General features: G+C 50.6%; 8 protein-coding genes. 3 read left to right on the top strand and 5 right to left on the bottom strand.

Annotated elements, in window-relative coordinates:
* Positions 1-5: 5 nt before the first annotated feature.
* From PsAD26_RS14590 to PsAD26_RS14580, 3 genes are all read left to right on the top strand, one after another.
* A complete protein-coding gene (locus PsAD26_RS14590; RefSeq protein WP_063311027.1) occupies positions 6-1,316 on the top strand; it encodes a selenium-binding protein SBP56-related protein in 1,311 nt (436 codons plus the stop codon).
* 65 nt (positions 1,317-1,381) lie between these two features.
* Positions 1,382-2,092: an SCO family protein gene (locus PsAD26_RS14585; protein ID WP_063311026.1), complete on the top strand. Its 711-nt coding sequence runs from the start codon at positions 1,382-1,384 to the stop codon at positions 2,090-2,092.
* Between the two features lie 110 nt (positions 2,093-2,202).
* Positions 2,203-3,282, top strand: a complete 1,080-nt coding sequence (locus PsAD26_RS14580) for a cytochrome c peroxidase (protein WP_208985701.1) — start codon at positions 2,203-2,205, stop codon at positions 3,280-3,282.
* A gap of 61 nt (positions 3,283-3,343) precedes the next feature.
* Here PsAD26_RS14580 and PsAD26_RS14575 read toward each other — a convergent pair whose 3' ends face one another.
* The 5 genes from PsAD26_RS14575 to PsAD26_RS14555 all read right to left on the bottom strand — a co-directional run bounded on the left by PsAD26_RS14575 (position 3,344) and on the right by PsAD26_RS14555 (position 13,364).
* A complete protein-coding gene (locus tag PsAD26_RS14575; RefSeq protein ID WP_063311024.1) occupies positions 3,344-8,551 on the bottom strand; it encodes a hypothetical protein in 5,208 nt (1,735 codons plus the stop codon).
* Positions 8,552-8,897: 346 nt separating this feature from the next.
* Positions 8,898-9,968 carry a Gfo/Idh/MocA family oxidoreductase gene (locus PsAD26_RS14570; RefSeq protein ID WP_063311023.1) on the bottom strand — a complete coding sequence of 357 codons (1,071 nt, stop codon included), beginning with the start codon at positions 9,966-9,968 and terminating at the stop codon, positions 8,898-8,900.
* A 15-nt stretch (positions 9,969-9,983) separates the two neighbouring features.
* Positions 9,984-10,835 carry a sugar phosphate isomerase/epimerase gene (locus PsAD26_RS14565; RefSeq protein WP_084403679.1) on the bottom strand — a complete coding sequence of 284 codons (852 nt, stop codon included), beginning with the start codon at positions 10,833-10,835 and terminating at the stop codon, positions 9,984-9,986.
* Positions 10,836-10,846: 11 nt separating this feature from the next.
* On the bottom strand, positions 10,847-12,271 hold the full coding sequence (locus PsAD26_RS14560) for a CehA/McbA family metallohydrolase (RefSeq protein ID WP_063311022.1): 1,425 nt from the start codon (positions 12,269-12,271) through the stop codon (positions 10,847-10,849).
* Complete coding sequence (locus tag PsAD26_RS14555) at positions 12,264-13,364, bottom strand: ABC transporter ATP-binding protein (protein ID WP_063311021.1); 1,101 nt, start codon at positions 13,362-13,364, stop codon at positions 12,264-12,266. Before PsAD26_RS14555 ends, PsAD26_RS14560 begins: the two co-directional genes overlap by 8 nt.
* Positions 13,365-13,377 lie beyond the last annotated feature (13 nt).

Genomic DNA, 13,377 nt, shown 5'->3' with positions numbered 1-13,377 from the left:
ATCTTATGAATAGAAGAGAATTTGGAGCACTGGTTGTTGCTGCTGCGGCTGCTGCCGGACCGTTTAGAGCTTTTGCAGATGAAACCTGTCAATCACCGTATATGCCCAAGATCACCGGACAGGAAGAATTCGTATATGTCTGGACATTAGGCGTTGAGGGCATGGGAGATGAGCAAGACAAGCTTGTTACCATTGATCTACGGCCAGACTCACCCATGCGCGGTCAGGTGATCAACAGTCTCTCCGTCGGCGGTCGAAATGAGGCGCATCATGGCGGCTTCTCAGCAGATCGTCGTTACTTCTGGACGGGTGGTCTGGATACCAATCGCATCTTCATTTTCGACGTGCACACCGATCCCTCAAAGCCATCTCTGCACAAAACTATTGAGAGTTTCGTCAAGGATTCTGGCGGTGTTGTTGGACCTCACACTTTCTTTGCCCTTCCCGGCAGCATGATGATCACCGGGCTTTCCAATGATGACGATCATGGCGGACGCACCGCACTGGTTGAATACAATGATGCCGGCGACTATGTGGCCACTTATTGGATGCCAACCGCCAGTGATATGCAGGGTGCCGTCGCTGTGGGAGATGCTGTTGCGGACGGCTACGGTTATGACATTCGCGCGCTCATTCGCAAGAACATCATGTTGACCTCCTCCTTTACGGGCTGGTCAAACTACATGATGGATTTTGGCCAGATGCTGCAAGATACCGATGCGATGAAACGGTTTGGTAACACGATTGTTCAATGGGATCTGCATACTCGTCAGCCACGCAAGGTCTTCAATGTACCGGGAGCACCGCTAGAGATCCGCTTCCCGTGGGGGCCAAACGCTAACTATGCCTTTTCTACCACTGCACTCACTTCCAAACTCTGGTTGATTTATGAGGATGACAGCGGAGAATGGCAGGCCAAGGATGTGGCCGATATCGGCAATCCTGCGGACATTCCACTTCCGGTCGATATCTCCATTGCGGCGGATGACCAGACGCTTTGGGTCAACAGCTTCATGGATGGCAAAACGCGGCTTTTCGATATTTCTGATCCGCATAACCCCTTTCAAATTTATGAGAAAACCATTGACCGTCAGGTCAACATGGTCAGTCAGAGCTGGGATGGAAAACGGGTCTATTTCAGCTCCTCCTTGCTTGCGAACTGGGACAAGAAGGGTGACGACGATGTGCAATATCTGCGTGCATACACCTGGGATGGGAAAGAGCTGATCGAAGACTTTGATATCGATTTTTACAAGCTTGGCCTTGGCCGAGCGCACATCATGCGTTTTGGCAGTTCTGAGCTCTATACGAGCTAGACCAAACTCGTTTTGGGGCAGCACGCGTGTTGCCCCATGCCTTTCTAATTCATTAGGTCTGATGCATGCGTGTTTTGAAAAAACTCCTCATTTTCAGTGGTGTTGCCGCAACACTTCCAGCACTCTGGTACACCTTGATAGCTGGGCAAGCTGCACCCACTCGCCCATTTGCGGATGTATTTACCCCTCATGAAGAGTTTCAATTTGATCCTCCTAAACCGGGTTCTTACACACTGAACCGGTTCAAGACAGCTCCAGATGGGAACGTTCTGGATGTAAATGGACAGAGGCATTCACTTGCAGCGCTGACCAAAGGCAAGATCAATCTGGTGAGTTTTGTCTATCTGATGTGCGGAGATGAGAATGGGTGTCCGATCGCCATGTCGACGCTCTTTGAAATTCATGATGCCAGCCAAAAGCTCCCTGGATTGAGGGAGGACGTACAGCTCATAACGATCAGTTTTGATCCTGCCCGCGATACTGTGGAGGCCATCAACTCCTTTGCATACCCCTTGCAAATCGACGCAAATGCCGATCAGAAGCTTAAATGGCACGTGCTCACGAGTTCAGACCTGACTGATCTGCAACCTATTCTGGATGGGTTTGGTCAAGTCATTGATCGCTCAAACGATCAGGAGGTCATCAATCACCTTTTACGAATGTATCTGGTTGATCGCGAAGGTATTGTACGTAACGTCTATGGCCTTGGAACCATCGACCCGAGGCTCCTGATCACTGACGTGGAAACGCTTTTACTGGAAGAAAGCAGGTCTTGATGCGCCAGTTGTTTCTACCATATCTAATTGCCAGTTTCCTGAGTTGGGCAGTTAGCGCACACGCGCAATCACAGTGTATCACAGACCCAAAAGATTGGTCTGAGGCCGCTTTGAAACGAAGCCTCTCTGCTCCGCTCGGACTTCCACTTGTCCCTCACCCACACAACAATCCGCCTAGTGTTGCAAAGATTGAACTGGGCCGGAAGTTGTTTTTCGATCGGCGTTTGTCGATCAATCGCACAATGTCTTGCGCCATGTGCCACGTTCCAGAACAAGGGTTCACCAACTGGGAACTGAGCACAGCCATTGGAGTTGAAGGGCGCAGTCTTAAGCGAAACTCATCAAGCATTTTGAATGTTGGCCACCTGAATGTCCTGTTCCACGATGGCCGGGATCATGCGCTGGAGACGCAATTCATCGGTCCATTGACCGCGCGAAACGAGATGGCAAATCCATCTGCGGGGTATGTTGTTACCCTTTTGAGCAAACTTCCAGAATACGCATTGATGTTTGAAGATGCCTTCCGGGCTCAGGCTTCCCTCGACAGAATTGGGATGGCCCTTGGCGCGTACCAAAGGTCAGTGCTCGCGGGGAACAGCCCTTTTGATCAATGGTACTTTGGTGGTGACGAAACTGCAGTCAGTGCCGATGTGAAGCGCGGTTTTCAGATCTTTACAGGCAAAGGCAACTGCAGTGCTTGCCACTTGATTGGAGATGATCACGCCCTTTTTACGGATGAGCGTTTCCATGACACTGGATATGGTCAAATGCGTGAAGCTGAGCGTCAAAATCCCCCGACGAGCATTCCTGTGCAAGTTGCCCCGGGAGTGGTGCATGAAATGGATTTTTCAAAAATCCACTCTGTCAGTGCAAAGCGTGAGGCGGATCTTGGACGTTATGAGGTGACAGAAGACCCAGCAGACCGCTGGAGGTTTCGTACCCCCTCACTGCGCAATCTCACAGTAACGCCCCCTTATATGCACGACGGCTATTTCAGCACGCTTTCCGAGGTCATCGAGTTCTATGACCAAGGAGGCTCTCAGATAAGCAGCCAAGACCCGCGTATCCGTCCGCTTGGTCTTACAGGAGTTGAAAAGCGAGACCTCGAAGCCTTTCTACAGAGCCTTACATCTCCTGATTTGGGCTGTCTGATCAGCGAAGCCAGAGTGTTGCCGCCGGATAATCACTAGGGCGGCAACCTAGGTCGTTTCACTCAAACTTGCGGTGCGCATTGTTAGTCACTCACAAACATTACTTCTTGCGCTTCAGTAGATCCTTCAGTTTCTGGCGCCGGGAGACGTGGCGGCCCAGGATTTTATCCAGATTACCGATGTGTTCGCGCAGGGTTTTCATTTCGTATTTGACTTTGCGGATATTTTTGTCCTTCAGCAAGTTCAACACTTGATATACACATGCACTTGCTGCATTGCGGATTTTATCAAACTCAGCCTGATCCTTCGCATCACCAATCGTGTTGCGCTTCAGATTGAGTAGGATGAGCTGCTGACCAATTTCATCGATCTCTTTTTGATAGCCCGGCACGAGTTGTGAGGTTGCGAGGCCCACGCCATGCGCATCATGTAGGGTATCCAGCACGACCTTCAGGTTGTCGATGCTCTCCTCGCCATTATCGAACTTGCCACTCGAGAGATGTTCTTTTGCTGCTATAGCGTACTCTTCAGCTTTCTTGAGTATCATGCCGTAATACTCAATCTCTGATGTGTCCAACAGGTCCTTCGTATTTGCTTTGGCTGTTTCCAGAAGTTGATCAGTGGCTGCTATTGCGTTCTCAAGACTAGCTTTTTTCTCCTCATCTTCCGGATCAAAGCTACCCTCACGCTCCAGCCCCAATCCAAACTCCTGTTCCAGTTTTTCTGATGGCTTGCGTGTTTCCTCGCCAGTATTGGCTTGGTTTTCATTTTCTGATTTTTTCTTGCCAGACTTGCGTTTAGGGCCTTTAGCACCTTGCTTGTCGAGGATTTCCTCCATCTTATCTAGATAATATTGCAGAGTATTGAGGGCTGCTTGGGCACGCCTTATTTCTCCTTTGAGAAGGAAGTCTTTTGCCTCGAGCGCTGATTTAGTTCCGACATAATGAAACTTGCCGAAGAGTGCAGCATCATCTTCATCCTTGATCGTGCTGCTCAACTTATTGAGATCAGCAAGGTCAGTTGTCACATCATCAATTTCTTGTTCAAGCTCAGGAATTTTGTCTGCAATGGCCACACCGGAATCGTGTCTTGACTGTAGAGCTTCATTGATAACGCGGAGGGCAAACAATTCAAACTCGGCTGTTTCGTAGTCTTCCTCATCCATCAACCTTTGAGCTGCTGCTGCGTGTTCAGCACCACGCACCTGCATTGCTCCGAAAACTTCCCGGTCCATGCCATCCTTGATGTCTTCTTTCATGGCCTCAAATTCTGCCAGACGCTCCTGGCTTTCCTTGATGACAGTGCCAAGTTTTCCCGGATCTTTTGCGAGCGGTACAGCCTCTTTGAGAAGCTGAAGCATCAGATTTTCCTGACTGATTATGTAATCGCCTTCCTTATCAGGACCGAAGCGATCATTCTTTTTGATGAGAGCAATGCCCCGATCAATGGCCTGAAGGGCCGAGCGTTCAGCATCATCAAAGGCGGCAGCAAGGTGTTTGATCTTCTCGAGTTCAGGGCGACGCTCTACGATCTTTGCAATGCGCCCTCGATAGACCTCAAAGCCTTCTGCAAAGCTTGCTTTGGTTTGAGCGTACAAATCAGCATAACGTTGTTGCTCATCTTGAACCACATCAACGGCTGCATCAGCCTGATGAAGAATGTCCAGTCCGTTGACGTAATCGTTTCGCTGCACAGCAGCTCTCAACTGCTCGATTAAACCCTTGGCTTCATTATATTTTACATCGAAATCAGAAAAATCGAGTCCCCATTCATCATAGGGGTTCAAGGATTCACTGACCGTATCAATCTTGTTCTGAAAATACTCAACGCGTTGAGCCATACCTTTTAGTTTAGACGTCGCAATCTGTTTGCTTACATTATGGAGGCCATCCATCGCATTGAAGCAGTCTAGTGCTGATTTGAGCAAGCGCCGCATTTCTTCAATGACTTTTACATGGTCTGGGCGTTCTACAGAACGGGAAATATTGCGTGCCTCTTCCACTCTCTGCTTTAAGTCTTCAAATTGCTGATTGAACACCCCTTCAAAATCACCACGGCAGAACGAAATCCAGTCATTGTAAGAGGTTTGAGCGGTTTCTGAGAGCTTGTCAGCATCTGCCAAAATTTCATCTCTCTTTATTCTGAATACAGTGTTCTCGGCTTCGCTTTGAAGGAGTTCTTCCAGTTCTGCATTAGCGTTCGCGATACCTGCATCGGCGACGATGTCCCGCATCCCAGCTATGGCTTCTTCAACTTTTGAAAGCTCTTTTCCAGCTGCTTTTCCTGCTTCCGAACTCAAGAGATCCTTAGCGCTGTTAAGTCCCTCAAAGATCAAGGTTTCCACGTTGTCATATGCTGCCTTTAACTCAGGAAATTTAGCAACCAGACTCATCTGATTGGAAGCATCCATGTATTCAGACTGAGCACGTGCGTATTGAAGGACGAGGTCAGTATGTTCCTGTTCTCTGATGCTCAAAGCGAGTTCTGCACTCTTGAGCAGTTCCTGGCGATGGACTTCAGCATTGTCAAGTGCGACCCGAGCTGTGGTAGTATCTTGATTTTCAATGGAAATTTTCATCTCTGCAATGTTGTCCATTGCTGTGAGGTAGGCATCATCGAAGGTGGAAAGATCGATATCCCATCCGCGCAGTTTTTCGTGAACCTTGTAGATCCCTTCGATAACTGAGAGGTAATATCTTGCACCTTCTGAGAGACCAGACAGTTCTGACGTCAGGATTTGCTTGCTGACATCAAAGGCGTTTTCCATTTCACGGTATGCTTTTTTGGCTTCTGAGATTGGTGCTCTTGCGCTTGCGAGGAACAGCTCCTGGTTTTCTCTCATTTTTGGACCGGGTGTTGTCATCTTGCCTGCGTTGAGTGTCCAGTCGGTAGCTTCACTGAGGCTGGAGTTTGCTTGTTCGAAGGCCGTTTGGAACCGTTGCAAGTAGTCCCCCTCACAGAAGCGTTCCCAAACTTTATGCCCCTCGTTAACCGCGGTTTTCATCTGTTTGATTTCGTCGAGCAGCAGCTTTAACTCACTGGCAAACAACACCAGATCTTCGTGATCCTGTTTTTCTGCCAGTTGCTCTTCAGTCAAGTTTTCCTCTACGATTTCCCATTCAGAAGCATCAAACTGCATGCCTTCTGGCTGCATTGGTTTTGGTGGATTGGTGAGGAAGCCGTTGAGGTTGGTCATGGCTTGCTTCAAGTCAGCAAGCGCACTCATGGCGTCGGTGATGCGGCTTTGATTGATATAATCGAGCGCTTCGTTTACGTAGTCTGCGGCCACCATCTTGTAGCTCAAGAATTCCCCGCGGAGTTCTTCATTTACGATAGCTTTAGCAACGTTTTCAAAGGACTGAACCCTTTCAGCTGCCTCTTTTACCTCCAACTTGAGCTCTTCAACCTTTGCTGCGGTTTGGGTACCTCGTTCGTAGGCTATTTCCAGACCGCTGAGTGCGATATTGGAATTATCGATTGCGTCGTCGGCTTCATCGTATTTCTTGCGTCTGAAGAGGATTTCGGCCTGATTGGCGTAGGTCGCGGCTCTTTCGTATAAATTATCGAAAATTGCAGCTTCTTCTTTGTCTTTAAAGACATCATCGCGATCATTGAAGTAGGCGATGTCCTCGCGCAACTTATCCAGCGTTTGCGCGAACAGCTCGGCATTTTCTTCCTTGGTGGCTGCGGTTTTGATTGTATTAAGGTATTGAAGTTTCTTCACTTCTCTCTGCAGGCCTGGTACGGCTGCCTGCCCATAAGCGATTTCCTGATTGGCCTCGCTCAGATTTTCTTTAGTTATGGCAGTTTCAACCTGACTGATGTGATTCTCCACTTCGCCAACAACTTCATCAAATCTCTCCAGATGCCGAATGTGTTTATCATCCGTTTTGGAGAGCATCACATACTCCTGACGGCGGGCTATCATTGGTGCCACTTGCCTTTGCAGGAGAGAAAGCTGTTCTGCTGCGATATCAATGGCAGACTGGGCTTCTATGGTAAGGCCGCGCATCGCAGACAGATCATGTTTGGCCCGTATAAGCTTGGTTTCTGCCGCAGTTACATCTCCTGACAGCAGATCATTTTGCGCTTCTGTAATGGCTGCGCGCGCAGACTTATCCGCATCTTTGAACTGCGGCAGAAGACCGCCGTTTCCTTTGATGAGATCTTCCTGAGTGAGCAGTTCATCCGCTTCCTTCGTCAGCTCAATTGCATCGCTTGCAAGCACCTTCAGTTCGCTTTGATTGCCGCCCTCAATCTGAGACGTTTCTGATGAGGATGCCAGATTTTGCAGCATAACTTGCTGGAGCCCGCTGAGGTGGGCCTCTGCGCTTTCAATGGCTTTCACAGCCTCAACACCCTTGCCAGCGGATGCAGAGGCAGAAGCTTGCTTGCAGTCCGCCAATACAGCAGCGTGCTCTTTCTCAAAGTCGCCCAACACTTTGGGATCATTTTCAATTTCAGATTTGCGCGCACTGAGCTCGGTTGTTGCTGCTTCCGTAGCCTGAACCCTGTTTTCGACGTCTTTTTTCGCTGTTTCCGCCTGCGTTTGTGCTTTGGTCTGCACTTCTCTGAGGATTGCGAGATTGTTGGAAGCAGCGAGCATATTTTGCTTAGCCGTCGCGACGCTGCCGCCGTTCAGCGCCTTGTTCAGCTCTGTTAAGCTGTCACCGGTTTGGCCGTAAACATCATCCAGCCGTGACAGGTCGATACCCCAAGATTCTGCTGCTGAACGCTGCTTGTATATGTCATCTGTTTTCTTCTGAAGTTCGGCAGATAATCCCTTCATGCCTTCAAGGCTGATCTCCTGACCTTCCTTGAAGTTGGTTTGCATGATCCGGAGGTATTCTTCTCCGCGATCCATGAAGGGCTGCATTTTATCGAGATCGACGAAGCCTTTCTTGTTCGGCTTGTTCATGATCTCATTGGCTTGCCTGATGTTGGCTTCTGCCAGCTGTTTGGCATCATCAAGCACCTTTTTCGTGACGTCTTCAATGAACACGTCGCGTCGCTTGCCTGCTATATGTACTGCTTTAGCAAGTGACTTTATGTTCCTGCTTGCTTTAGATAATTCTTTTTGATGAAGTGCTTTTTGTGCAGCAATATCTTTTAGATCGGACTGTTCTGGAGCGGCCTCTGGCGGTGTTTCCTGAGCTTCGGAGACAGCTACTTTTTCGTGCTCGTTTTCAACATCTGATACCTGTTCGTCCTCCGCTACATCAAACTCGACACTGTATCCGACTTTGATTGCTTTCAGGACTTCATGTGCCCAGTTCTCGTGCTCTTGAGGGAGGTTATTCTCAGGCATTTGGAAACTCCGAAGTTCGGTGAAACTGCTGTTTCGCACTCTATTCGCGTTACGCATAATTATGCGTTGTCGCACTTCGGATATGGGAAAATTCAAGTCTTTCGCTGAACAATGCGTTGCGGATACTTGATTAAGTTAATGTAAGTTTAGATACAGCGTGAATCTGTATTTAAGGCAAGATTTAAATACGCGATTTGGAGTGCCTTATACGCAGTAAGCAAAGCGATAAGTGGCTTTGCGTTGGTTTGCGTTGAAATGTGGGCACACAGACGCCTGTATGAACTAGCATTCCTGATAAAATGAATCAGGAATGCTAAATAACATATTGTTATAAAACACTATTTAGCTAGTTCATATTCAAGAATTTTTGCCCGACATCTGCAAACAAGGCTAAGTCGTTTGCTGCGTCGGTTAGCGTTGTTTCGTAAAACTCCCCGTCCTTTATCGCTTTATAGAAAGCATCCAGTTCAATCTGGAACGGATCTTCATAGGACGGACCAATCACCTCTTTGGTGATCTGCTCATCGGTTGATCGTGTGATACTAAGTTGTGTCGGTAGATTACGAATGTACGGTGTATCATAAGTCACCTGGTACCGCTCGTGCTGGGTCAACACTTCGATGCCTGCGTCAAACTCAGCAATGTCCGAGATGACAGCTTCGTACAAAGCGGTGAAGTGATCATAATCAAACAGGACCATCACCGTCTCACCGCCATGCTGCTTGGCGTAGCTCACAGCCTTTGGCATGCCGAGCAGATCACGCATGGCAGAGAAGCTGTGCGAGGACAAACCGGTCAGCACCTGGTAGGCGCGCAGCTGATCTTCGCTGGCGTCTTCCCCCATAATCTCTCGGAGCATGGCTGAGGTGCGCTGTTGCCCCTCTCTGATGATCTCCTGCGGTACATCGGCACCGCGAACGACGGGGCGTGTCTGGCGTGTGAAGTATGGTGCTTCGCGGATGATATCGCGGATACGAACGTGGCGGATGTTTGCCAAATCGGGCATACGGTCCTTCAGAGCGAGGAAGCTGCGTGAATATCTGCGCATATACCCGACGAACACGACACTGCTGCAGTGCTTTTGTTCTTCCAACAATGCTGGGATCTGGTGCTTGTTGAGGCAGACCGGCTTTTCGATAAAGACGTGCTTGCCGGCTTTCATCGCCTCTGACAAGAGATCTGCATGCAAATGATCTGGTGTCAGAATAAAGATAGCATCCAGTGAGCGATCTGCAATCAGGTCTGAGGCCGCAGCATACCCCTTTGCAACACCGTAGCGGTCTCCGATGTACTCCATAAGCTCGTTGGAGACATCGCTGATGGCCGAGATGGTGAACCGGGTATCATCTGCAAGGAGTGGCAGGTGCATCAACTGAGCGACTTCGCCCAGCCCAATAATTCCAACGGACAGTGACATTGTTCTTCCTCAAGCTTACGCGAGTTTTGCAATATAGGTGAAGTTGCGGCGGGCGAGTTCCAGAGGTGTTTCACTTGCGTTTTCAGCGATATCTTGCTCAACAACAACTGGTCCCCGGAAGTCCCTTGCCCGCAGGACATCCATAACCGCCGCAATATCAACGGCTCCATCTGCAAGTGGGCACATGACACCTGCAGCCAGAGACGCAGGAACGCTGAGTTCGCCAGACAGAACGCGCGTGCGCACGGCTGGATCAACGTTTTTCAGATGCATGTAGTCAATGCGGTCCCATTTGCGCTGCATATACGCGAGTGGATCCTGCCCCCAAAACGCATGATGGCCTGTATCAAGGCACAGGTTGAGCGGTGTGTTCTGCAGGAGGTCATCAATCTGCGCTTCCAGTTCAACGCATGTGCCGATGTGAGGGTGAAAACTCAGCGCAACACCGTAGGTCTCCGCAAGCATTGCATGTGCCTTTGTGAGGTCCTCATACATGTGATTGCGTGCAGCCGGTGTTATCACACCGAGCTGGTTTGATGGGTAGACGTTGCTTTCATCCATCACCACCAGATGCTTAGCGCCAAGCGATGACAGGAGCTTACCTTGTGCTTGCATGTCTTCATGAAACCGGGCGCTGGTTTCCGGCTGAGAGAACGTGTGCACATGAGTTGCACCGATCAGAGTGAGATCATGCTGGGCCAGCATGGGCTTGATGACCTCTATATCCTTTGGCAGGTAGCCTAGCGGTCCAAGTTCGGTCCCTCGGTAGCCTGCGTCTGCGACCTCTGCCAGATATTCCTCTGGCGCGTATGCGTTGCCTGTTGGATAACAGACGCCCCATGAACACGGTGCATTCCCAATCAACATGCCGTGCTGTCCTATTCCGTTGTTATGTATATTGGATTGGAAAGAGCCCGGATGATGGGCTGTTCCAGTATGTCTTCTTCAGTGAGCCCCAAAGGAAGCTTTTTGCCTTTAAATGCCCCCAGGAATTCTGCAAGCAGCTCTGTGTGGTTTTCGCGCGCAACGATCTCGGTTCGCAGGAATCCTGTGACTGGCTGATTGAAGGAAATCTGCTGTTCGTCTTCGGTGAGGACGTCTTCTTTCCGCAAGCCTGTTGCATCCACCCAGCGCAACACATCCCCTTTGGCGCCTTTGACGTGGACGGAGAAACTGTGGGTACTGGCCGGTAGTTTATCCCCCATTCGCGCCAAGCCGGAGGTGAGCGACAGGTGCGGACCGTCTGGCCCTTCGGTCACATATCCAAGCCCAGCTTTCATAGCGCTCAGCACCGCTTGCTCGCTGAGTTCATCCAGCCAGAGCACTGTTGTCGGGCGGGCGAGCACGAGCGGCCCTTCTGGTAAGAGCCGGTCAGGCTGATGGTAGTCGCTGCCGCCAATCAGGGAAATCTGATGTCCATCGCTCAGGCGCTTCTGATAGCGTGCCAGTGACACCCAATTATACATGAGCCATGCAGATTGCCAGACTTCCATGCAGTCGGTCTCTGGCAGCTCGTAGGTCCAGTCAATCGGCGGTTTGTCGTGATTTATAGAGAACAGACCACCGCGGTCGTGAGCCGCTTTGGCGACGATGTGGGCGTGGTCTGGCTTGGTCATGCGGAAGTCGAGCCAGTCATCGATGCCGAATACATTGGCGTGGCCGACTGCCGTGGTGACTTCCATGCCCCTTACGAAGACCAGATTCTGCGAGGAGTGCGGATGGAAGTATCTGCGCTGGGTGGTGGTGTTGTGATCTGCGATGGCCAGAAAGTCCAATCCTGCCTGTTTCGCAGCTGCGTGGAGCAGTTCAGGCGCGCCGCGTGCATCGGAATGAAAGGTGTGGCAGTGCAGATCTCCCTTGTACCACCCTGCCCCTTGGCGCACCGGATTGGGTGTGACGGGCTGTGGCGCAAGCTTTCTGGGTGCCCGATCGAAGCAGATGGTGAGGTCAACATCTGCGCCGTTTTCCGGCACTTTATAAAGGCCCAGGATGATCTGCCATGTGCCCGGTTCAATCTGGCCGTGCACGTAGCCTGGAGTGGCGTCATCCAGTGCGATGAAGAAGCTGTCGCGGGCGCCCCCGCTCCAGCCACGAAACCCCGAGATTGCCGGAAACGGCGTAATCTCGGGATCAAGGCATCCAAGATCGATGATACAATCCTTAGCCTTGGGGTAATTCAGCGACACGTCGAAACGTGTCGTTCCTTCCGGCACCTCAAATTCCAGATAGAAGTACGGATCTTTGAGCTGATCTGCCTTCGTGATGTGGTGCTGCAATTTGAGGTGATCCAGAGTGTCACTCATTGTCCAGTGCCAATCTGTTTCCGTCTGCATCAAACAGGGAGATGTGCTGGCTGGAGAAGCCGAGAGCCACATCCTCTGACAGGATGATGTCATCATCCGTGAAGATGCGGGCTGTAAAGCGGGCAGCATCCGGGCTCTCAATAGTGACAAGCTTTTCCGCGCCCATGTTTTCATTGGCGAACAGCTTACCACGCACCACGTTTTCAGCTTCTGCTGTTGCACGCAGGTGCTCTGGACGGACACCCAGTGTGATGTTGGGATTGTTGGCAACAGCTTCTGCAAAGGAACGTTGAATCGGGATGTCTGCGACTTCCAGACCGTGAGCTTTGACCTTCAGCCTGTTGTCTTCCACCATTGCTTCCACTGGCAAAAGGTTCATAGGCGGGTTGCCGACGAAATTTGCCACAAAGGTAGTTGCTGGCTTGCGGTAGATTTCCATTGGGGTTGCGAACTGAACGATCCGGCCCTGATCCATAACCGCAACGCGGGTGGCGAGTGCCATGGCTTCGGCCTGATCGTGTGTGACGTAAACCGAGGTCATGCCCATGCTGTGTTGCAGATGATGCAGAAAGCCGCGTGCTTCCAGACGCAGCTTGGCATCAAGGTTGGAGAGCGGTTCATCAAAAAGGTAGACCTGACTGGGGTTTACCAGTGCACGGGCAAGTGACGTGCGCTGTTGCTGGCCGCCAGAGATCTGCGCTGGCAAACGGTCCAGCAAATGGCCAATCTTCAGAACATCAGCGACTTCCTGCGCCCGCTCGCCGCGGGTGGCCTCATTCTCACCGCGTACTTTTAACGGATAAGAGATGTTCTGGCTGATGTTCATGTGCGGATAGAGTGCATAATCCTGAAACACCATGGAGATTTTGCGATCACGCGGATGCAGGCCGGTTACATCTTTATCGCCGATGTAAATGCGGCCACTGGTTGGCGTTTCCAGCCCGGCGATCATGCGCAAACTGGTGGTTTTTCCGCAGCCAGACGGGCCCAACAGGCAGATAAACTCGCCGTCGTTGATCTCAAAACTGGCATTGGAGACTGCATTAAAATCGCCGAAAGACTTGGTGACGTTTTGAAAGGAGATAGAAGCCATTTTTGTTCTTCCG

It is taken from the genome of Pseudovibrio sp. Ad26 (genome assembly GCF_001623285.1).
Classification (GTDB): domain Bacteria; phylum Pseudomonadota; class Alphaproteobacteria; order Rhizobiales; family Stappiaceae; genus Pseudovibrio; species Pseudovibrio ascidiaceicola.
The sequence above is the reverse complement of the archived record's forward strand: the minus strand, read 5'-3'. Positions and strand labels throughout refer to the sequence as shown.

Excerpts from the sequence above, each read along its gene's own strand:
- PsAD26_RS14575 (WP_063311024.1), bottom strand. The coding sequence starts at position 8,551 with ATGCCTGAGAATAACCTCCCTCAAGAGCACGAGAACTGGGCACATGAA.
- PsAD26_RS14585 (WP_063311026.1), top strand. The coding sequence starts at position 1,382 with ATGCGTGTTTTGAAAAAACTCCTCATTTTCAGTGGTGTTGCCGCAACA.
- PsAD26_RS14560 (WP_063311022.1), bottom strand. The coding sequence starts at position 12,271 with ATGAGTGACACTCTGGATCACCTCAAATTGCAGCACCACATCACGAAG.
- PsAD26_RS14565 (WP_084403679.1), bottom strand. The coding sequence starts at position 10,835 with ATGTTGATTGGGAATGCACCGTGTTCATGGGGCGTCTGTTATCCAACA.
- PsAD26_RS14590 (WP_063311027.1), top strand. The coding sequence starts at position 6 with ATGAATAGAAGAGAATTTGGAGCACTGGTTGTTGCTGCTGCGGCTGCT.
- PsAD26_RS14555 (WP_063311021.1), bottom strand. The coding sequence starts at position 13,364 with ATGGCTTCTATCTCCTTTCAAAACGTCACCAAGTCTTTCGGCGATTTT.
- PsAD26_RS14570 (WP_063311023.1), bottom strand. The coding sequence starts at position 9,968 with ATGTCACTGTCCGTTGGAATTATTGGGCTGGGCGAAGTCGCTCAGTTG.